This is a genomic window from Algibacter sp. YIN40 (assembly GCF_057219435.1).
In genome coordinates, this window is the sequence record NZ_JBXVVC010000003.1 from 45,300 (window position 1) to 66,724 (window position 21,425).

17 protein-coding genes are annotated in these 21,425 nt (G+C 32.6%); 3 read left to right on the top strand and 14 right to left on the bottom strand.

Annotation, left to right across the window (positions count from 1 at the left end):
* The 3 genes from AC2D6V_RS11080 to AC2D6V_RS11090 are packed head-to-tail and all read right to left on the bottom strand — an operon-like array spanning nucleotide 1 to nucleotide 3,140.
* The gene (locus tag AC2D6V_RS11080) at nucleotides 1-975 is read right to left on the bottom strand and encodes a YitT family protein (protein ID WP_484648242.1); all 975 of its coding nucleotides are present in this window, start codon (nucleotides 973-975) and stop codon (nucleotides 1-3) included.
* Between the two features lie 19 nt (nucleotides 976-994).
* Entirely contained in the window at nucleotides 995-1,552 is a 558-nt protein-coding gene (locus AC2D6V_RS11085; RefSeq protein WP_484648243.1) for a hypothetical protein, read from the bottom strand.
* A 43-nt stretch (nucleotides 1,553-1,595) separates the two neighbouring features.
* Complete coding sequence (locus AC2D6V_RS11090) at nucleotides 1,596-3,140, bottom strand: helicase HerA-like domain-containing protein (RefSeq protein WP_484648246.1); 1,545 nt, start codon at nucleotides 3,138-3,140, stop codon at nucleotides 1,596-1,598.
* A 103-nt stretch (nucleotides 3,141-3,243) separates the two neighbouring features.
* Here AC2D6V_RS11090 and AC2D6V_RS11095 point away from each other — a divergent pair, with 103 nt between their 5' ends.
* The gene (locus tag AC2D6V_RS11095) at nucleotides 3,244-3,873 is read left to right on the top strand and encodes a 7-carboxy-7-deazaguanine synthase QueE (protein ID WP_484648248.1); all 630 of its coding nucleotides are present in this window, start codon (nucleotides 3,244-3,246) and stop codon (nucleotides 3,871-3,873) included.
* Nucleotides 3,874-3,926: 53 nt separating this feature from the next.
* Here AC2D6V_RS11095 and AC2D6V_RS11100 read toward each other — a convergent pair whose 3' ends face one another.
* The 10 genes from AC2D6V_RS11100 to AC2D6V_RS11145 form a co-directional block, all read right to left on the bottom strand.
* A complete protein-coding gene (locus AC2D6V_RS11100; RefSeq protein ID WP_484648250.1) occupies nucleotides 3,927-4,469 on the bottom strand; it encodes a DUF2911 domain-containing protein in 543 nt (180 codons plus the stop codon).
* Between the two features lie 99 nt (nucleotides 4,470-4,568).
* Entirely contained in the window at nucleotides 4,569-7,808 is a 3,240-nt protein-coding gene (locus AC2D6V_RS11105) for a S41 family peptidase (protein WP_484648251.1), read from the bottom strand.
* A 221-nt stretch (nucleotides 7,809-8,029) separates the two neighbouring features.
* The gene (locus AC2D6V_RS11110) at nucleotides 8,030-9,121 is read right to left on the bottom strand and encodes a ligand-binding sensor domain-containing protein (protein WP_484648253.1); all 1,092 of its coding nucleotides are present in this window, start codon (nucleotides 9,119-9,121) and stop codon (nucleotides 8,030-8,032) included.
* Nucleotides 9,122-9,271: 150 nt separating this feature from the next.
* On the bottom strand, nucleotides 9,272-10,246 hold the full coding sequence (locus AC2D6V_RS11115) for an MBL fold metallo-hydrolase (RefSeq protein ID WP_484648254.1): 975 nt from the start codon (nucleotides 10,244-10,246) through the stop codon (nucleotides 9,272-9,274).
* 594 nt (nucleotides 10,247-10,840) lie between these two features.
* Nucleotides 10,841-11,473: a CPBP family intramembrane glutamic endopeptidase gene (locus AC2D6V_RS11120; RefSeq protein ID WP_484648256.1), complete on the bottom strand. Its 633-nt coding sequence runs from the start codon at nucleotides 11,471-11,473 to the stop codon at nucleotides 10,841-10,843.
* Between the two features lie 112 nt (nucleotides 11,474-11,585).
* Nucleotides 11,586-12,431: a LytTR family transcriptional regulator DNA-binding domain-containing protein gene (locus AC2D6V_RS11125; RefSeq protein ID WP_484648257.1), complete on the bottom strand. Its 846-nt coding sequence runs from the start codon at nucleotides 12,429-12,431 to the stop codon at nucleotides 11,586-11,588.
* A gap of 527 nt (nucleotides 12,432-12,958) precedes the next feature.
* Entirely contained in the window at nucleotides 12,959-14,446 is a 1,488-nt protein-coding gene (locus AC2D6V_RS11130; protein ID WP_484648258.1) for a hypothetical protein, read from the bottom strand.
* Nucleotides 14,447-14,583: 137 nt separating this feature from the next.
* A complete protein-coding gene (locus tag AC2D6V_RS11135; protein WP_484648259.1) occupies nucleotides 14,584-15,294 on the bottom strand; it encodes a hypothetical protein in 711 nt (236 codons plus the stop codon).
* Nucleotides 15,295-15,476: 182 nt separating this feature from the next.
* Nucleotides 15,477-15,743, bottom strand: a complete 267-nt coding sequence (locus tag AC2D6V_RS11140; protein ID WP_484648260.1) for a hypothetical protein — start codon at nucleotides 15,741-15,743, stop codon at nucleotides 15,477-15,479.
* A gap of 560 nt (nucleotides 15,744-16,303) precedes the next feature.
* A complete protein-coding gene (locus AC2D6V_RS11145; RefSeq protein WP_484648261.1) occupies nucleotides 16,304-18,118 on the bottom strand; it encodes a serine hydrolase in 1,815 nt (604 codons plus the stop codon).
* 225 nt (nucleotides 18,119-18,343) lie between these two features.
* On the opposite strand from AC2D6V_RS11145, the gene AC2D6V_RS11150 reads away from it, so the two are divergent.
* Together AC2D6V_RS11150 and AC2D6V_RS11155 are read left to right on the top strand one after the other, a co-directional pair.
* Nucleotides 18,344-19,375 (top strand): sensor histidine kinase, encoded by a 1,032-nt coding sequence (locus tag AC2D6V_RS11150; protein WP_484648262.1) that lies wholly within the window; start codon nucleotides 18,344-18,346, stop codon nucleotides 19,373-19,375.
* A 6-nt stretch (nucleotides 19,376-19,381) separates the two neighbouring features.
* Nucleotides 19,382-20,107 carry a LytR/AlgR family response regulator transcription factor gene (locus AC2D6V_RS11155; protein ID WP_484648263.1) on the top strand — a complete coding sequence of 242 codons (726 nt, stop codon included), beginning with the start codon at nucleotides 19,382-19,384 and terminating at the stop codon, nucleotides 20,105-20,107.
* Between the two features lie 459 nt (nucleotides 20,108-20,566).
* Here AC2D6V_RS11155 and AC2D6V_RS11160 read toward each other — a convergent pair whose 3' ends face one another.
* Complete coding sequence (locus AC2D6V_RS11160; RefSeq protein ID WP_484648264.1) at nucleotides 20,567-21,247, bottom strand: DUF4386 domain-containing protein; 681 nt, start codon at nucleotides 21,245-21,247, stop codon at nucleotides 20,567-20,569.
* Nucleotides 21,248-21,425: the final 178 nt, after the last annotated feature.

Genomic DNA, 21,425 nt, shown 5'->3' on the forward strand with positions numbered 1-21,425 from the left:
TCAGTCCTTTAGTGGTTTACGTTTTATCATACCGCCTTTTAAATCTTTAACAATACCCATAACAAGAAACGCTTTTTTATCAACTTTATCAATTTCGGTTTTAAGCTTAGGTAGTTCTAAACGCGTAACAACTGTGTAAATTATATTTTTGTCGTAGCCTTCTTTATGTTTTCCAAAACCGCCTTTACCTGCATAGATTGTGCAAGCCCTTCTTAATTTTTCGGTTATCATGATCCTAATATCTTCATGCTTTTCAGAAATAATAGTTACGCCCACATATTCCTCAACACCATCCACAACAAAATCAACTGTTTTTGCTGCTGCAAGATAAGTTAGAATAGCATATAGAGCTGTTTCAACCGATAGGATATAGGCACCAAATGAAAAAATAATAATATTTATAAGTAAAAGGACGTCTCCAACTGTAAGAGTGGATATTCTACTTAAATAAATTGCTAAAACTTCAGTGCCATCAATAACACTGCCACCTCTCATAGACATTCCAATTCCAAGACCTAAAAAAAAACCTCCAAAAACCGCAATTAAAAGTTTGTCATCCGTTATCGCAGGGTATTCAACAAAATGAACCACGATTGCTAATAAAGTTATGGCCACAATACTTCGTATGGCGAATTTGAGGTTTATTGTTTTTGAAGCAAGAATTACAAAAGGAAGGTTAATAATAATTAATAAAACACCAAGTTCTATTGATGTAATGTTTTCTAATAATAAAGAAATACCAGTTGCTCCACCGTCAATAAAACGGTTAGGTAATAAGAAACCTTTTAATCCAAAACCTGCTGAAAATACACCAATAAGTATAAATATATATTTCCTGATAGTATGGATTAGTTCGACCTGTAAGTTTCGGACAAGCGGAACTATTTCCTTTTGACTTATTTCCTTTTTATGATATTTGTTTTCAAGCTTTTTGCGAGCAAAATCAACTAATATCTTGGAAATAAATGGATTCATAGTTTTTTGTATTATAAAATTAATTGTTCCAATTCAAGAAAAAGTATTTAATTTTGGCGTTGTCTGGTATATGCGTTTCCTCTATAGTTAAGTTCATATCAAAACGCAGGTTTGCCGGTAATTCTTTCTTGTCAATTGTAAAAGTTGCATTTATTTCATTTACAAAGATTACCACAGAATTAATTAAATTGTTAATTCGCGACACTTTGTAAGTACTTGTAATATCATTAAAAGTACTAAGTGACGAAATATTTTCATCTGTTTTATATCTAGAATCTACTATTTGTACATTTTGAATTACTGAATTAGAATCTAATGAATGCTTTGGAGATAATACTAATAATTTTTTGCCTCCTTTTTCAAAAACCTGAATATTGTTAATGTTACCTACAAATTCATCACCACTTGTAAACTTTACAATCGAATCTTTTGCAAAAATTATTTCTAAATCCTTTACTTGTGTTGAATCTGTTAAAAAGCCAACATGGTGTTGACTAATATGAAAAGGATCTTTTTCATTTTCACAAGACATAAAAAATGAAAGAAAAACAATGATGACTAAAAATGGTTTGTTCATTAAGTGAATATGGTTTAAAATTTATATTAAAAACTTACTGGAATTATTTTTTCATAACCTTAGTTAAAATACCAAAGACACTTCTTATAAAAGTGGCGCTGGTTAAAACTTTAACTATGGGATTCATTCGGGTACTACGGCGACTTCTGGTTACAGGAGTTTTTCTTTTAGACTCAGCTTTCTTAAGTGCTTCGCGTTCTTTCTTAGCTTGCTCTCTTGCTTCTTCTGCTTCAGCTTTCTTAATTTTTTCATTAAGCATCTCATAAGCACTTTCTCTATCAACAGTAGTATTGTATTTTTTAACTAGTTTCGATTTAGATAACAGGGAACTAAGTTCTAAATCGGTTAATACATCCATTCTGCTCATGGGCGCACGCATCATCGTTGCGGCAAGTGGGGTAGGGCGACCTTTTTCATCTAAAGCAGATACCAAGGCTTCACCAATACCTAAAGAAGTTAAAACATCTGTTGTATCATAATATTCTGAATCTGGATAATTCTGAGCAGTAAGCTTAATTGCTTTCCTATCTTTTGCTGTAAAAGCTCTTAAGGCGTGTTGTACTTTTAATCCTAGTTGTCCTAAAACAGCTTCGGGTACATCGGTAGGATTTTGAGTTACAAAATATAAACCAACGCCTTTACTTCGGATTAATTTAACAATACTTTCAATTTGATTTATTAAAGGTTTTGAAGCTTCATTAAAGATTAAATGCGCCTCATCAATAAACATAATTAGTTCCGGCCTATCACTATCTCCTTGCTCTGGAAATGTAGAATATATTTCGGCTAAAAGACTTAACATAAAAGTTGAAAATAACTTAGGTCTATCTTGAATATCAGTTAGTCTAATAATATTAATGTAACCTCTACCATTCTCATCAATCCGTAATAAATCTTGAGTGTCAAATGAAGTTTCACCGAAGAATAAATCGGCTCCTTGTTGTTCTAATTCTATAATTTTTCGAAGAATAGCTCCTGTTGAAGCAGTTGAAATTCTACCATAGGCTTTTGTGAATTCTTGCTTGCCTTCATTGGTGGCATAGTGTAATATCTTTTTAAAATCTTTTAAATCTAGAATAGGTAACTTATTATCATCACAGTACTGAAATAACACGGCAACAACTCCAGATTGCGCCTCTGTTAAATTTAAAATTCGTGATAATAAAACAGGCCCAAATTCGCTCACTGTAGCTCTTAGTCTCACACCATTCTGTTCAGAAAGCGTTAATATCTCAACAGGAAAACTCTTTGGTTCAAATGGTAAGCCTATTTTTTCGTGACGCTCATCAATTTTAGGGTGTCCTGGACTAGGTTCTGCTAATCCACTTAAATCACCTTTTATATCCATTAATAAAACAGGAATTCCTTTATCACTCAAGTTTTCAGCAAATACTTGTAAAGATTTTGTTTTTCCAGTACCTGTTGCTCCAGCAATTAGCCCATGACGATTCATGGTTTTTAATGGGATTTTTACATGAGCGCCGGTAACAGTATTACCGTCTAGTATGGCAGCACCAATAGGAATAAAATCACCTTTTGTTTTGTTGCCTTCGGTTATATAATTAAAAAAATCTTCGGTTTTACTCATAAGAACTAAATTTTGATAAAAATAACTATTCTACGTGAATAGAAATGAACAAGATATACAAAACTTTGAACAATTTGATTACAATGCTCTATCTTTGCGCACGATGAAAAAAGAACTACAATTATTAGTTGATAAAGGTGAAATGTTACCCTTAATGGAAGAGTTTTATACTATTCAAGGAGAGGGCTATCATAAAGGAACAGCAGCTTACTTTGTTAGAATAGGCGGTTGCGATGTGGGATGTCACTGGTGCGATGTAAAGGAAAGTTGGAATGCCAATTTGCACCCACCAACCGAGACTTCTAAAATTGTAGAGAATGCTAAAAAGTATAGTGATACTATAGTTGTAACTGGTGGTGAGCCATTAACTTGGGATATGACGACTTTAACAGAACAATTAAAAGCCGAAGGAATGCAAGTGCATATTGAAACATCTGGAGCTTATAAGTTAACAGGGACTTGGGATTGGATTTGTTTGTCTCCAAAGAAAATAAAATTACCTACACAAGAAATTTATGATAAGGCAGATGAGTTAAAAGTAATTGTATATAATAAAGATGATTTCCGCTTCGCGGAAGAACAAGCTGCCAAAGTTAATAAGGATTGTATTTTGTACTTACAACCTGAGTGGAGTAAAAGAGACAAAGTAGTTCCAGAGATTGTTGATTATGTAATGGCAAACCCAAGATGGAAAGTGTCTTTGCAGACCCATAAGTATTTGAATATCCCATAAAAAAAGACCTTGAATATTCAAGGTCTTTTTTGTTATCAATTGGGTGCTTTTATTTATTTACTGAAAGGTACAGCAACACGTGTTGTTCCCCAGCCTAAATGCATATGAGCTCCACCATCTACTTCTTCAAAAGCAATAGAAAATGCCTCAACAGATTCACCTTTGGATGTAACCGCTTTAACGCGAGCAACATCATTAGCTTCGCTATAGGCATAGGATCCCCAAATATTAACATCGGTATTTAAAATAGCAGTCCATTCACCATCACCAGGAATAGTGAATAATCCATAAGTTCCAGCTTTAACAGCTTTACCCCCAATTTTCATGTCTTTATAAAGTGTAATGGTAGCTGCTTCATTAGCACCTGTACGCCATACTTTTCCATTTGGAGCTAAAGAACTAAGTTCTCTTCCTTTTAATTGCGGTCTACTGTACACTACTTTTATAAGTTTATCTGAAACCTTGTAGCTCGCAGGAAACGATGCAGCATCCATAGGACTTTTATCTAACCCTCTAAATTTTTGAGCATCTACATTGGTACTTAATAGCATAATAAATGCGAAAGTGATTGTTGTAAATAATGTTGATTTTTTCATAACGTCTTTTTAAATTTTAGAATTGCTTAAAGTTAAAGTGAAATTGTCTTAAAGTTTTGATAAAAGTCGTTTAGAAGTGTTAAAGTTTACAATTTGGTTTTAATTGTTTTCTAATAATGATTTAACCGCTTCTTCAATTTGTTGATCTCTACCTATTGCCATTAAGCCTGGTTCATTTTTAACTTTAATATCTGGTTCTAATTGATTATTCTCTAAGAATGGTTGTCCAATAGGTCGCCATCCACCCATTGGGATACCAAAATAAATAGTCGGATCTATTTGAGTTTCCCACCAAACGAATGTTCCCGTTCCAGGAACTGGCATACCAAGAGTCTTTCCAACGCCTTTAATTTTATACGCTACAGGGAACAAATGCGCATCAGAATAATTGCTTTCTCCCATAACCACAATAGATGGTTTAACCCATAAATTTCTTGGTTGGTGTCCTACATATTGTCCATGGGGGATAATTTCCATATATTTTTTACCATTAAGAAAATCGGAAAGGACATCATGTAAATTTCCACCCCCATTAAAGCGCGTGTCAACAACTAATGCATCTGAACTTAAGTGTTTACCTAGTGCATCTTCAATAACGACTCTCATACTAGGATCATTCATGCCTCGAACATGTATATATCCTAATTTTCCATTTGAGAGTTTATCTACTTCACTACGTCTTGTTTCAACCCACCTATTATATAGCAGTTGGTTTTCAGCCCTAAGAGAGATCGGTTTAACTACTTCCTCCCAGCGGGTATTATTCGATGGATCTAGAATAGAAAGTAAAACGTTGTTTCCTTGTTTTCTGTTCAATAGTTTATAAAAATCTATATCTTCTGTAATGGTTTGACCATCAATTTTATCAATAATGTAACCAGAACGTACTTTAGAAGCTTTTTTGTCTAAAGGACCTCCTATTATAACATGAGCTACTTTTAATCCTATTCCAGAATAGTCATAATCATAGAGTACACCAAGTGAGGCTGTGCGATCACCATTAGGCGAATTGGTTCGATAACCGCTGCCTGTATGCGATGCATTCATTTCACCTAACATTTCACTTAGCATTTCGGTAAAATCGTAGTTGTTATTGATATGAGGAAGAAATATTTTGTATTCATTATAATAGAAATCCCAGTCCACGCCTTGTAGGTCTTCTACATAGAATTTATCTCTTAATTGTCTCCAACTGTGATTAAAAATATAGTCGCGCTCTTCAGATTGCTTAAGAATCATTTCACCTTTGGTTTTGATAGGTTCTATCTTGCCATCAGAGATGTTTATCTTTTTAAGCTTGCCATCTGCACGTAATAGGATAAATTTACCATCTTTAGATAGTTGCATGTTAGCATTTCCTGCATCCAATTTCACAAAAAGTTTATTTTCTTTTTTTCTTAAGTCAGATACCCATAGTTCATTTTTACCTTCAAATCTTGATATATAATAAAGTTTACTATTGTCTTTTGAAAGTAACCAATCGCGAACATTTGAAGTGTGTGTGGTTAGTCTTTTTTTGCGCTTGTTCATATGCTGCCAATCAAAAATAAGGTCTTCAACTTTGCTGTTTTCTTCTTCCTTATTTTTTTCTTTTTTTGATTTACTATCAGTATCATCCTCTTCTTTCTCTTTCTTTTCTTCCATTTCTTTAAGAAGATCAAAATCAGCTTCTGATAAATTAAATTTGTCAAACGTTTCTTTAGAAAAGAACATGGCAAAAACATCTACTTGATTTGGGAATCCATTTTCCATTCTACCACTTTGACGTGTAGAAGCCCATGTCATCATTTTTCCATCTATCGACCATTTGGGTGCATAATCACCATAACCACTTTGAGTTAAATTTCGTATTTTTCCTTTACCTGAGGCCTCGGTTAATCCTACTTCATCCAACATAATACTTTCCTGTTGTCCGAATTGAAATAAGAACCACTTACTATCTGGAGACCATTGGTACCATATGTCTCCATCTGCATAAGAGTAATTGTGTTTGGCAGGAACAACGATACGAGATTGTTTGGACTCGAGGTTGATAACTTTTATTGTAGTACGATCTTCAAGGTAAGCTACTTCTTTTCCGTTTGGGGCATAGGAAGGTTGAAATTCTTCTTTATTAGTTTGAATAATAACTTTTTCCCTTAATAGCGTAGACGCGTAAAAATAGGGTTCGTCTTTTCTAACAATTGAGGTTTCATAAATTCCCCAACTATTGTTTACTTCTGCGGCATAAAGTAATGACTTGCCATCAGGACTAAATTGCACAGAACGTTCTTGATACGATGTATTAGTAATTCTTTTAGTTGTGCCATTATCAATATTGCTAACAAAAATTTCACCTCTAAAAATATAAGCAACCTCTTTGCCATTTGGAGACAAATCAGCCTCAGTAAAATTATTGTTTACAGGGACTATTTTATCTATGGTATTTCGACCATCATAATTTATTGTTATGTTAACTTTTTTAGGTTCATTTCCAGCAGATAGCGTGTAAATTTCTCCTTTGAAACTAAAACATAAGGTGTTATTTTTCGAGCGTGTAAGGAATCTTACAGGATGTTTGCTAAATGAGGTTATAATTTCATTTGTGTTGGGACTCGTCAACGAGCTTTTGTGGATATTAAAAGATCCACTTTCTTCTGATAAATAATAAAAATCATCATTGTTATTATCAAAAACGGGGTTTCTATCTTCACCATTAAATTGAGATAATTGAGTATACGATTTGCTAACTAAATCATAAACCCATATATCGCGAGTGACTGCAGATGTATGATGTTTTCTCCAATCATTTTCATAACCTTTTCTATCATGAAAAATTAATTTTTTACCATCTGGACTATACGTTGCATTATGGGCTGGAGAGGTAAGCTCTAATCGAATTCGACCTCCAGAAATAGGTACACTATATAATTCTGCCATGACTCCTGAGGGGAATTGTACGTCTGTATGCAAATCTTGTCTTAAACCAGAAAAAATAATATTGTTATTATCTCTACTAAAATCACTTGGAACTTCATTATTAGAATGAAAAGTTAGCCTCTTAGCTTGACCTCCATTAGAGGACATCACAAAAACATCAAAATTCCCATATCGGTTTGAGGCAAAAGCAATGTGCTTGCCATCATGACTCCAAACAGGATTATATTCATAACTTTCTGAAATGGTCATAGGAATTGCTTCTCCACCTAAAGCTGCGACTTTATAAATATCTCCTTGATAGTTAAATAGGATGGTATTGCCATCTGGTGAGATAGCAGAATACCTTAACCATAATGGATTAGATTGTGACAGACTTGTTAGGGCTGTTAAAAGGGTTATGAGTACAATTAATTTCTTCATGCAGATAATAATTTAAAGTTTATGCAATATTGGATAGTAAAATAAAAACCAAAATAATTCACGAAGTTATAATATTCTTGATTTAAAATATCTTAATGATATTATAAAACTATAGTTTAATTTAGAATTGATGAATTAACGATTCAATAGTACTATTTTCATTTTAAAGAAAGAAGAGTTAGAAATTCAATATGTATTGACTCAAAAATGTTTTAGTTATTTTATTTCCACAGCCCATTTGTAGTTATATTAATTGTAATACCTGATTTAAGACGATAAAGTCCTCCAGCACAACCAATCCAAATGGTACCTTTACTATCTTCTAGGAAGCTTACTGTGGCTTTAGGAGTTTTATTCACCGTATCAATAATAGAATAGTTAGTGAAATTTTCTCCGTTATATTTATAAATACCATTACTAATTGTACTAATCCATAAGTTCTCTTTAGAATCACGATAAATTTGATAGACGTCATTTTTATTTAGACCTTCTAAGTCAGGAAAACGTATAAAGGTTTCTCCATTGTATTTTGTTAGTCCACCTGAGCCATACCGTAGGTCAGGATTCGGATCATCTTTTTCTGTGACTCTAGAACCAAACCAAATATTACCTTCTTCATCTTGTTGAATGGCTTGAACATTGTTTGAAGCAAGACCATCTTTTTTAGAATAATGTGTAAAAGTTGTTCCGTCATACTTACATGCACCATAACCATCTCTACCAAACCAAATATTCCCTTTAGAGTCTTCTGTGATTTCAGTTATCCAATCTTTTGTGTCTTCGTTTATTCTAGTTTCTACTTTTGGGTATGGCATAGGGAATTTAGTAAAGTTTTTACCGTCATACTTACATATGCCACCCCAGGTTCCAATCCAAAAAATGCCTTTGCTGTCAATAAATAAATTACTAATTGAATTATTACATAGACCGTCTTTTTCTGAATAATTTGTAAAAGTATTTCCGTCGTATTTTGATAACCCCAAGCCAGTGCCAAACCATAAATTACCACTTTTATCTTCAATTATCTCAACTATTCTGTTAGAAGGTAAGCCGCTACTGGTTGTATAATATTGTAGGCTCTTACCATCATATTTTGCGACACCTTTTTCAATTGTTCCAAACCAAATATTTTCTTTAGAATCTTCAAAAATATCCAAGACAAAATTGCCAATTTGAGAATTTACGTTTATTAGCGATTTACTTATTGGAATATTTTTTTCGGTGTCCGAATTAGATTGCCCTCTACAAGAAGTTGTAAAAGAGATTACGAAAACTAATAAACAAATTCGTGAGAATAAATATGTGAGTTTCATTATGTTTTTTTTCAAACTTATCAAGTAAATTTTTGTTTTGGTATTATTAAATGTAAAATTATGTAAAAGAAGTGTGAATTTTAATAAATGTGCTTAACGTGTTGGTGTATGGTTTCGTTGTGTCTGAACTATACACTTTGTTAGCATTAGTTATAAATGATATACATCATTAATTTTCCCAATGTTAAATCCTTGACTTAAAACATTTTTTGCTTCGTTACTGTTTAGGTTAATTACAGGATTAGTGTGATTGAAATGAATAAATATTACTTTTTTTCTTTCTTCTGAATTTAGCACTTTAAACATGTCAAGGCTTTCAATAATAAATGGATGTGGGATTTGAGAAATATCACGATTATTTATTTCTTTTCCGCTATAAAATGTAGCATCTAAAAAGGCATAATCAACTTTTTTAATTTCTTCTATAATGTTTTTATCCCACTTATTCCATTTATCAATATCTGGAATGAATAGTGCAGTTTTATTAGGTCCTTTAATTTTATAACCAACCGTTTCAGAATATTCATCTCTATGAGGCACTATAAGAGGTGTAACTATTACATTTGGTGTAAGTGAAATAGGTTGTTCATTTTCAGTTTGAGTAAGTGAAATATTATTGTTTGAAACAAGCTGACTCCATGGACCATTAGTTTCTAAATACTTTTTCATTTTTGGCATAACAAATACATTAACATTTTTCGCATTTGTTGCTTCTTTCCCTAAATACATTAATCCTGTATAATGACCTATGTGTGCGTGTGTTAAGAAAATTGCATCAACCATTTCATTTTTATTTTGAATATCATCCTTCAGTAGAGTCTTCATTTGTCTTGATATATCAGGAGTTGCTTCAAATAAATATTTTTTACTGTAGTTATTATCAACCAAACCCAATGCAACAACTTGTCTATTCTTGTCAGGATTGCTAAATAAGTCTTTACAACACTCTTTTTTACAACCTATATGAGGAGAACCTGCATCTTGAATAGTTCCAAGGATAATTAAGGATGTACTTTTTTGATTTAATGTTTGATTCGAAATAATTTTAGAAATTCTATTTGAAGTTTGATTATCCACACAAGAACAAATCATTAATATTATTAGTAATATATGGTATTGTTTCATTTTTTCTCTGAATTAATGCTAACGCTGCGCTATGTGCAGTCACGTTTTGGATTTTAAATTTATGCAATTTATTGGAATAAATTTAAAATACAGATTAAACGTGATCAGATTGCATTTAGCGACCTGATATGTAGAGTTTTCCTCGATGGCACCCAAAGGTGATTGCCAGTTATATGCCTAATTCATAAGCCTAATGCAATCTGGCATAGCGCAGCGATGATGTACATATCCCAAAGGGCGGGAATCGAACGTAGTGAGATGTAGCAATTTGGGTTCACCTTTTGGTGAATTGTACATCATCGGTTTTGTGTATGTTTAGTTGCGTGTTTCAGCAACTAACTTAGCAAAAATGGAACGAACAAGAGGAAAATTTGCAGGATTTTTGGAGAAGGCGAGAACCAGCCATTAATTATACACGTTGTTAGCAACTTTTCTCCCTCAGTTTACATTGCCGCATAATAATTTCTGGGTATATATAGCTTCCTTTTTTATTAAGAAACCCTATTTAATCTTGATAAATTAATGTGATGACAAAAGCATAATAAGGCAATGATTATGAATTAATTAGAGTAATTTAAAGTAATGAGGGCTTTGCTAAGCTTCTAGCATCATAGGCAATACAAGTATAGCAATAAAATCAATTATAAAATGTGCAATCATTACCAATCCCAGATTTCTTTTTGAAATATAAATGAGCATGAATAATCCGCCTGCAAAGAATACGAATATTAGATGTCCAATACCCCATGACAAGTGAGCTAACATGAAAATGATTACAGGCACAAGTGCGGCAATCCATTTAGATTTTGTCAATTCGTTAATCCTCTCGAAGGCATATCCTCGATAGAGTACTTCTTCAACTACAGCGGCTCTAAGTGCTATAAGCATGAGCACAAGAAAGGGTTGGCTTGCAAATAGCTTCCCCGCTTCTTGGTTGAGTTCAAGTCCTAGTGCTTGAATAACAACGTTTGAAATACCGAAAAGAATAAAAGCAACTAGTCCGAGCCCTATTCCAGCAAAGACCGTTTTTGCTGTTATTTTTTTCCATCCTATGGAGGCAATAGTTCGCTTCTCAACAAAATAAATCCATGAAATTATGGAAAATAGTAGAAGTAGCCATATGCCTACTTCGCGTAACAAAATGTTCTCAATGTGCAAAAACTTAAAAATAAATGGTGTCGCGAGAAATACGATTAATCCGATGAGTTTTTTTTTATTATTATCCATAAAATGATTTGTTTATAGGTGCAAATAACCAACACTGTCATGTTAATTCTTCATGCTAGGGCAAATCATTTTCCGAATGGTCATTGAATTATTACTGAATGGTCACTAACTGCTAATCGCTGTGAAACCATTGTTTAAATCTCGTGGACTTATATCTGCTAATCGTCTCTTTGTGACTTTCATTTGCTTGACCAATGGTTGCGAGAAGCCGATGATTTGACAGCTTTTTAATATGGGAGATAATCTGGCGGCTAACCAGAATTCTTCGGTTCAATCTAAAAAACCTGTCATCGAGGCTCTTTTCAAGCTCAGAGAGATTGTATTGGGTGATCCATTTTTTTCCCGATGTATCGACCAAAAATACAATCTTAAATTCACTTATGAAGTAGTGCACTTTAGTGAGGTCAACATTGACCGTCTCTCTGGAATTTTTTATCGTTATAAAGTCTTTCCATTCGTTTTCAGCTTGTTCGTTAATTTTTATACGGAATAAGAATTCGCCATCGTTCCACCAAGATCTCCAAATATGAATGCCAGCATAAAAAATCACAATAAGTAAACTGAGACCGGAGGTGACAAAAAGCCCATGAAGAAATTTGGTCCATACAAAACTCAAATCGTTCAGGTGGAGTAAAATTGGATAAAAAACAAGGTAGATGATCGATGTCACGACAACAGAAGCTATAGTCATCTCAAATGGCAGATATTGGGACACCTTATTGGAGTCAATTCTTGACTGAAGTATATAATCTAGTATGAATTTGTTCGCAAACCATATGCATAAGCTTCCAACAACCCTCACTCCCAATTGAGGGCTTCGCAAAAAGGTAGAATCGAGCTTGCCGTACTGGAGGGACATTGAAACTATGGCTAGTAAAATAATAACAACTGTTTCTATATAAATGCTGCTGCCTTTTGGCCACATGATCGTTTTTCTATTCGCCAAAGATTCAAACATGACACTAAGTTAACTTTATATCCATGCAAAATAAAAAATTTTCTATGGATGTCGTCCAGCATTTTAATTCTCCCATTTCAGAGGGTGTTTTCTTATTCCAAATACTAATTACTTGTAACGCTGCGCTATGTGCAGTCACGTTTTGGATTTTAAATTTATGCAATTTATTGGAATAAATTTAAAACACAGATTAAACGTGATCAGATTGCATTTAGCGACCTGATATGTACAGTTTTCCTCGATGGCACCCAAAGGTGATTGCCAGTTATATGCCTAATTCATAAGCCTAATGCAATCTGGCATAGCGCAGCGATGATGTACATATCCCAAAGGGCGGGAATCGAACGTAGTGAGATGTAGCAATTTGGGTTCACCTTTTGGTGAATTGTACATCATCTGTTTTGTATAAAAATAGTAGCCGATCGCCAAGCACTTTCCTATCAAGTTACAAGAATACTGAAGCGCGCTAAAAACAGTGAAATCACTACTATTTCGGCTATTATTTTTATACATTGTTACTTGTAGTTTTAAAATTTAAGTCTCTTTCCTAAATCAGAGAAGTCTTCAGAATCTAATTTCAATAGTGGAATATTATTTTTATATTCAATTGATAATCCATCAGGTATTTCATCTTTAAAATCTATTAAATTGCCTTTTAAAATATACTCTTCAAAGTCTGACTCTACTTCAGGATGGTTTAAATAACTCAATAAATTTCTGATAAACACTTTTTGATTTAATCTCAAGGAATCATCATTTAAAGACAACTGAAATAAATCAATCATTAAATTATCTAAGCTTTGTGAGTAGTTGCTTTGATTCTTGATTTGATTATCTAAAAGAAAAGCGTAAAGGAGCCCTCGTCTATAAGGTAGTTTCATGTATTTAGCATAGTTGGACCAATATTCTTCAAATGTTAATTCAGAATTTGGAATGGTATTAAAAGGGTCTTGATAATGGGGAATAATCACTTCGTGATTTAAAATTTTAACGTACTCAGACACATCCAAAAAGTCATTTTTAAGCATTAATTTATATGCATAATAATCTGTAAACCCTTCACTGAACCAGTATTGCTCTACTTCATTCTCATTTATTATGGTTCTGCTTATCCACTTATGAAGTAATTCATGATTGTAGAGCCATTTCATTTGCGCTAGGGTTACTTTTTCATTGTTAGAGGCGAAAGAAACAAATGAGTTTGAAAACCCACTTCCTCCAATAGAATACCAAGTCTCATAAGTTGGGGTGAGCGATACTGAAAAATTTCCCTTTCGAGGGTCATTCCAAAACTTTCTTTGAGAGCTGATAGTTTGTTTTAATTGGTTTAAAATATCTTGATCTGTAAATGCTTTCCAATTACCCCTAGTAATAAAGTAGATACTATCATTATCGTATGTAAAGGAATATCTTCTGTAGTCCCCTCCAACAAAGAATGACCCATACAAATCATCTCTATTCACTTCGATATTTTGAACATTCTCTTTACCAAAACTGCTGTGAAATATGTCCTCATCTGATTTACTTTGGTAACTGATTTTTATCTTCGCTTTACTGTTATCTGATTCAAATATTCCCTCAGGAACCATAAATAATCTCATGCCTAGAATATGGAAATAGTTTTTATCCATCATAGGTCTGTAGCGATATTGATTTAATGGCGGTCCTTTATAGTCTTGGGTAATTTTGTAGTTAATAGATGAAAGTAAATTAGGTTTTGTTTTAATTGTTATTAAACTACTGTCCCTATTAAATTCAATATTTTCTGGTTTTGGAAAAACCTGTAAGTCATGAATGCAATTAAATACATCATTATCTCCCCATGAATTATTTTCATATTTTAATGTAATTAGTCCCCTTTTATCACTTTTATAATCAAAATTCATTTCAACAGCGGGTATGCTGTCCTTTAAGTTTGGTAAAACGGTGAATTCAATATCAGCAGGGCTTTCCTTTTTTATAGTACAACCAATTATTAGAACAGTCAAAAGCATTGTATAAAGTTTTACTTTCATAATTGTTCTTTTTTGGTAATTACAGGTAACGTGTTTGCATATGGTTTCGTTGCGTGTTTAAGCAACTAATTTAGTAAACAAAACCGAACGCGAGAAAATTCTATAGGAATTTTCCAAATAAGCAACGACCAAAGCAATTAATTATATACGTTGTTGTGCTCAGTTTTTATTCTTCTAAATATCCAAATCCCAATAACAATTCGAACTATTGGTTGTAGGTAGGAATAAATCCATTCATATAGCCAATTTACTGGCTTATTCAATGAATAAATCCCGAAATAGAATCTTATAAATGAACAAAGGCTCAGTATTCCGATGAATAAAAGTGAAACACCAATCCATTTTCCAAGCCCATTTTCCTGAATGAGTGCAGTACCATATAGGAATGAACCAAGTCCAAAACCGTAAATAACAAGAAAATACTTGCTGTCTGAAATTCCGTTTGCAGCATTAATCAATGATTTGAACATACTTTTGGTAATCTCACTTTCAGCATTTATATAGTTAGGCCTCCATATTTGATTTAAGGTGTCTATTAATAAGGATTGTTGAGACATTTCGGTATATGCCCAAACCAACAAGAATAAACTCCCAACTATCATTTGTGTGGGATATTTTCTAAAAAGAATACAAGCGATACCTAAACTTGCAATTATGTTTATCTGAGGGTGGATAAATAATATCCAAAGTTTGGTCAAATATAGTTTGTTCTCAAAAAGTAAAGTTTGAGATTCAAAATCTGAAGCTACTGGATTTGGCAGGAATATTAACAAACTGGTTGTTATCGCTCCAAGAATAGAGCAAATTCCAGCAAGTTTTAGAAAGAATTTATAATTGGCATTATTCATAGTTTATTATTCTAATCCAAATTGAGCACAACTTGTTTTTATATGGTTAGTTGCGTGGTTAAACAACTAATTTAGTAAACAAATCACAGATAGAAAATTCCAGCGGAATTTTCGTAAGTAGGCGAGTAGTAAGTAATTAATTATACACGTTGTTGTGCTTTTGTTATTTTTTAATTTTTTATTCAATTAAAATTATTAGTGAGTTTTTTATCTTTATTTCGTTTATGGAATTTTGAAATAATAATAACTGTTATGAGACTAGTGATAACAGAGAGTATACCACCGATTATAGCCATTATAATCCAGAAAAAAGGGTACAAGAGATTTCCTGCTGGTGCGCCTAAATTGACGATATTGTTTTCTGTTAAGTAAATACCGTATCTACCTCCAAGATATAAACCAATAATACCAGATATTAATACAACAAATATTTTTATCAGTAATTTCATTTTAATGATCTCTAATTGTTTAGTTTTTAGGCTCTCTTATGAATATTAGTTACGCTATTAATAATGAAACACAACGCTGCGCTATGTGCAGTCACGTTTTGGATTTTAAATTTATGCAATTTATTGGAATAAATTTAAAATACAGATTAAACGTGATCAGATTGCATTTAGCGACCTGATATGTAGAGTTTTCCTCGATGGCACCCAAAGGTGATTGCCAGTTATATGCCTAATTCATATGCCTAATGCAATCTGGCATAGCGCAGCGATGATGTACATATCCCAAAGGGCGGGAATCGAACGTAGTGAGATGTAGTAATTTGGGTTCACCTTTTGGTGAATTGTACATCATCGGTTTTGTGTATGAAACGTAGCGTATAAATAGACACTAACTTTTCGGATTTTGCACGAGCCGAATTTTTAATTTTTATGTTTAATTTTCTTTTATAAATATAACCAAATAAAAAATTTGGCGTACTTTGTAAATATACAAAAATCTCTCTGAAAGCCTATAATAGCTATGTTTTATACACGTTGTTAGCGGTTGGCTATTTTCTTGTTTATAAGGAAAGTTTAATTGCTGCTTTATAATTTATGTTATCGTCTATTAAAATTAATCCTTTTTCAGATACTTTTATTTTCAAATCCTGCATGCCTCCATTTTGGTGACCATTGATAAAAAATTCATTTTCACTAACCTGTGTTAATTTTACTTTTTGAATAGAGCTTGTTCTAATGTTATCATCATTAAACATCCCTTGAATTTGATTCTTAGAATTAATTCCTAGGACAAAACCTACATCTTCTTTTTCAAAATGAAATCTAATATTTACCGTCTTACTGCCTTCCTCTCCTTCAGTTTTATAAATATTGTAAGATTTGAATTCTCCAGCTTCTTTTACATAATAAGCCCACATTCCTTTTAACTGATTTACACCTTCTTCTGAACCTAAAAAACCTTTCATATCATCATTGGCAAAATCGGCCAGACCTACGAAATTTTGGGTACTCATTGCATTGGCAAAAAATAAAGCAGTTTCACTTGTTTTGTTATCTTCTTTAGCATCTCTTGAAAATTTATATGTAAAAACTGCCCAAGATTCTTTTCCTAATGTTTCAAGTGAATACCCATCACCTTGTTTTCTTAGTAGCAGTGAATGGTCGCTATCTAGCATATATGTTCTACTAAAGTCTGCAGTATTTTGGTTATTCATCTTTACCGCTACTGGGAGCAATTCAGGATTTTTACCTTGCAAAACAGCAATAACGTTATCAATTATTTCCCCATCCACGAACTGACCTTTTCCTTGAAAGTCACTTTCTGTAATTAGATCATTAGAAGTTGCATTGGATAAGATGATGATCTTTATATTTTTTTGTGGTAATGAACCTATTATAGAAGTAACACCTGGAAGTAAACCGGTATGGTTAATCCATTTTTCTCCTCCTTTATTTTCAATTCTCCATCCTAACCCATATTCCGAATCATTAACGTCTCTAGATTGTGTTAACCTGTAAAGTTTATCTACAGAAGCTGGGTTTAACACTATTCCGTTTTCTAAGGCTTTCATAAAGTTATATAAATCTCCAGTAGTAGAATTAATGTTTCCAGCACCAATTATCCAAGAAGAGTGGATGGGGAAACTCAATTTTGTGAACTCATTCATACCTAAGCCAGTATGTGGAAAAGCTCTTTGGTTTAATACTTTATAATCGTTAACAGCTGTGTTTTTCATGTTGGCAGGTTTAAAAACAGCCTGTTCCATATAGTCAGCATACGACAGTTTAGTTACATTTTCAATAATATATGCTAAAAGCGTATATCCAAAATTATTGTATTCATACCCTGTTCCTGGTTCATATTTTAGTTTTGAATCTTTAAATTTTTCAAAAAGTTCATTTAGTGTAATCGGATTTTCTCCAGGCATTAGGCCATTTCCTTGGTCGTCTATTCTACCTACATTAGCTTGCATACCAGAACTATGGTTTAACAAATGACGAATTGTTATTTTCTTAGAAAAATCAGGTATGAAATTTGGAAAATAAGTACTGATAGATGTTTCTAAGGTAAGCTTTCCATCTTCTACTAATTTCATGATACCTACAGCAGTCAGAGATTTGGTGATAGAAGCGATGCTGAAAATTGATTTTTCAGTATTCTTCTTGTGATTTTCCATATCAGCATAGCCGAAACTTTTATTGTAAATTATATCTTCATTCTGACTTATTAATACATTACCAATAAAACGATTATAATGTGCATAGCTTTCAAATACTTCGTTGATGCTTTCTTCTAATTTCTTATTAGAACTTGTCTGTCCAAATGTATTAAACCCAAGGATTAATGCCATTACAACTATTATTGCTTTCTTCATTTTATAAATGTTTTATGATTAATATGAAGCAATAGTAATACGTAATAATCATAGAATAAAAAGAATGTGATCGTTAGGTCTTTTAATGTGGTAGATACTCTAAACGATGTGAAACAGCATAAACTTCACAGGAATATGGAGTTTGGTCACTTTAAGGACTTGCTTTATCCCTATAGTGGTTTAGAACGCGATTAAAACCCTATTTTTGAGACTTAAACAGTTAGAATGAAAAGGTATTTAGAAGCGATAATACATGTTTTGATTTGGGGAGTTGCCTATTTCTTGATTCTAAATTATGTAAATACGATCTCTGATTTCAGGAAAGGTCAAGGCCCATTTTGGCTTGCAATATTGTTTGGAATGCTTATGAACCAAGTTATATTTTATTCTACCGCTTTTTTTATTGTTCCAAGGTTTTTACGTGAAAAAAGAATACTGCTTTTAATCGTTACCTTAATAAGTGCTTTTATCCTCATTAATTTATTCGAGAGCTTTATTGACTATTATTGGTTGGTTGGCTTTTTCTCCAGTGAAAGTGAGTCTTATCTTAGCTATTTGAACTATAATTCAATAAGTAGTTTTTTTATACTCTTACTTGGTTTATCATATGCCTTAATTAAGTATTGGTTTCAAAGTGAAAAATTGAAGAGGGTTTTATATGAAGAGAAGCTAACTACAGAAATGGCTTTTCTGAAGGCTCAAATAAATCCTCATTTTTTGTTTAATGTGCTCAATAGTTTTTATGCCAAAGCATTAAAAAATGATGTACTCGAATTGGCAGATGGCATAGCTAAATTAGCTGAATTGATGCGCTATATGGTGTATGAAACTAATGAAGATAACGTGGCATTGGAAAAAGAAATTCATCATCTCAAAAAGTTCATTCAAGTATATCAGTTACGCATTGCTGAAGACGATGATGTATTTATTAATTTCACTATTAAAGGAGCTGTTGAAAACGTGCAAATTAGCCCTATGTTGCTTATTCCATTTGTTGAAAACGCCATTAAACATGGAATAGACCCAAAGACTAAATCTATCATAGATATATCTTTGGAGGTCACTAAAAATAGTTTATCATATAAAGTGACCAATACAATACATCAAGCCTTTTATGGTTTGAAGGATAGTGCCTCTGGATTCGGTCTTGATAATTTAAAAAAAAGACTAGCTATTCTGTATCCCAATGCACATACAATGGAAACAAAAGTGGAAAAAGGATATTTTATATCTTTACTTAAACTGCAAATTGATTAACTTTTTATGGATTATATAATAATTGACGATGAACCAGATGCTATTGATGTTCTTAAGTTTCATCTAAATAATATTCCTTTTATGGAATTAAAAGCAACATTTAGAGATCCTTTGGACGCTCTTGAACACCTTCAAAAGCATACCGTTGATCTTCTTTTCTTAGATATCAATATGCCTAAATTATCTGGAATTAGCTTTCCTAAATTTTTAGAAAAACCGCCACTTATTATTTTTACAACAGCCTATTCAGAATATGCTTTGGAGAGTTACGAACTTAAAGCGGTGGACTATTTATTAAAACCTATTGAATTTGATCGATTACTACAAGCAGTAATGAAAGCGAAAGAAGTATTAAATCAAAATAAGACAGGGGTAAAAGCAAGTCCTGAAACTTCTCAAGAGATACCTGAACAAACCGTTTTTATTAAAAGCGGTTCGGAATTTCATCAAGTCTCTATTCAAAATATCAAATACATAGAAAGTGATGGTAATTATGTGACGTTCCATACTACCAAGCGTTCTATTCTTGCACGTTACAAAATATCAGAAGTGAAAGAGTTATTGCCTCAGCAGTTCTTTGTAAGAATACATCGTTCCTTCATTGTTGCAATAAAACATATAGAAACGGTCAAAAAACACACTGTAGTTATTGACGCTAAGGAGATTCCTATAAGTAGTAATTATAGAGAAGGATTTTCAACTATTATAGATGGTATTAGTAAGAAGAGATAATTAAACCTAAAGACAACTAATTCTATCGGATGGCTTGTTTACGCTTACCACTAACGCTGCGCTATGTGCAGTCACGTTTTGGATTTTAAATTTATGCAATTTATTGGAATAAATTTAAAATACAGATTAAACGTGATCAGATTGCATTTAGCGACCTGATATGTAGAGTTTTTCTCGATGGCACCCAAAGGTGATTGCCAGTTATATGCCTAATTCATAAGCCTAATGCAATCTGGCATAGCGCAGCGATGATGTACATATCCCAAAGGGCGGGAATCGAACGTAGTGAGATGTAGCAATTTGGGTTCACCTTTTGGTGAATTGTACATCATCGTGTTCGTGTATGGTTTCGTTGCGTTGAGTACTAAGTTAGCAAAAAAGATAAACCTGTTGTTCAGCAGCGAGGAAATTCCGAAAGGAATTTCAGACGCAATGAACTATACACGTTGTTAACTACTGTTAATTTTCTTTTACCCCTTTTATTAAAAGCCATAAAATCGTTGAAAACTCTCCTATAGCTAGAGGTAACATTATAATTGCGGAAACTGATTCTTTATATTCTGGTAAAAGAATTGAAATAAAACTATCTATTAGATAAGCAAAACAACCAATAATTAGGAATATACCTATGATTTTCGGAATGAATTTAGATTTTATAATAAGCATTCCAAATGGAAATAACCAAAGACCCCAAAAAATTCCAACAACAGCAATTCCAAATTCATATAAATTAAGAAATACTAAAGCTAAGGAATTCAGCTGGTCAGTCTTGAAAACTTCTAAAAATTCGACTCCACTAACAAACGTTTGAGCAGCAGCAAGGTTGAGTACATTAAGGAAAGATATTGGCACTGCAACTAATACAAAAGTAACCATGTACTTTGTTAATTTTGGATTTATATCCTTGAATAATCGACTTAAGGTTAGAACTAAAAAGACTGTTAAGGCTTGACTAATTAAATAGCTTATTATGCTTAAACTATAAATAAATTCAGAATTTATTAAATTGTTTGCGGTGGCTGTTGCATCATCAGAAACAATAATACTAGAAGGTGTATACATTATTCCAAATCCTCCAGTTATTGCAATAAGTAAATATAAAATTCCTGCAATTCTAGCGTTTTTTTTCCTTGAATTCATTTTTAGAGTTTAATAGTTTATTTAAAACACGACTGAAATATGGAATTGTTACAATTTTAGATTAAAATAATTGTAGTTAACGCTGCGCTATGTGCAGTCACGTTTTGGATTTTAAATTTATGCAATTTATTGGAATAAATTTAAAATACAGATTAAACGTGATCAGATTGCATTTAGC

Excerpts from the sequence above, each read along its gene's own strand:
- AC2D6V_RS11115 (WP_484648254.1), bottom strand. The coding sequence starts at position 10,246 with ATGAAACAATACCATATATTACTAATAATATTAATGATTTGTTCTTGT.
- AC2D6V_RS11100 (WP_484648250.1), bottom strand. The coding sequence starts at position 4,469 with ATGAAAAAATCAACATTATTTACAACAATCACTTTCGCATTTATTATG.
- AC2D6V_RS11140 (WP_484648260.1), bottom strand. The coding sequence starts at position 15,743 with ATGAAATTACTGATAAAAATATTTGTTGTATTAATATCTGGTATTATT.
- AC2D6V_RS11160 (WP_484648264.1), bottom strand. The coding sequence starts at position 21,247 with ATGAATTCAAGGAAAAAAAACGCTAGAATTGCAGGAATTTTATATTTA.
- AC2D6V_RS11130 (WP_484648258.1), bottom strand. The coding sequence starts at position 14,446 with ATGAAAGTAAAACTTTATACAATGCTTTTGACTGTTCTAATAATTGGT.
- AC2D6V_RS11110 (WP_484648253.1), bottom strand. The coding sequence starts at position 9,121 with ATGAAACTCACATATTTATTCTCACGAATTTGTTTATTAGTTTTCGTA.
- AC2D6V_RS11150 (WP_484648262.1), top strand. The coding sequence starts at position 18,344 with ATGAAAAGGTATTTAGAAGCGATAATACATGTTTTGATTTGGGGAGTT.
- AC2D6V_RS11095 (WP_484648248.1), top strand. The coding sequence starts at position 3,244 with ATGAAAAAAGAACTACAATTATTAGTTGATAAAGGTGAAATGTTACCC.
- AC2D6V_RS11135 (WP_484648259.1), bottom strand. The coding sequence starts at position 15,294 with ATGAATAATGCCAATTATAAATTCTTTCTAAAACTTGCTGGAATTTGC.
- AC2D6V_RS11080 (WP_484648242.1), bottom strand. The coding sequence starts at position 975 with ATGAATCCATTTATTTCCAAGATATTAGTTGATTTTGCTCGCAAAAAG.
- AC2D6V_RS11085 (WP_484648243.1), bottom strand. The coding sequence starts at position 1,552 with ATGAACAAACCATTTTTAGTCATCATTGTTTTTCTTTCATTTTTTATG.
- AC2D6V_RS11120 (WP_484648256.1), bottom strand. The coding sequence starts at position 11,473 with ATGGATAATAATAAAAAAAAACTCATCGGATTAATCGTATTTCTCGCG.
- AC2D6V_RS11145 (WP_484648261.1), bottom strand. The coding sequence starts at position 18,118 with ATGAAGAAAGCAATAATAGTTGTAATGGCATTAATCCTTGGGTTTAAT.
- AC2D6V_RS11105 (WP_484648251.1), bottom strand. The coding sequence starts at position 7,808 with ATGAAGAAATTAATTGTACTCATAACCCTTTTAACAGCCCTAACAAGT.
- AC2D6V_RS11090 (WP_484648246.1), bottom strand. The coding sequence starts at position 3,140 with ATGAGTAAAACCGAAGATTTTTTTAATTATATAACCGAAGGCAACAAA.
- AC2D6V_RS11155 (WP_484648263.1), top strand. The coding sequence starts at position 19,382 with ATGGATTATATAATAATTGACGATGAACCAGATGCTATTGATGTTCTT.
- AC2D6V_RS11125 (WP_484648257.1), bottom strand. The coding sequence starts at position 12,431 with ATGTTTGAATCTTTGGCGAATAGAAAAACGATCATGTGGCCAAAAGGC.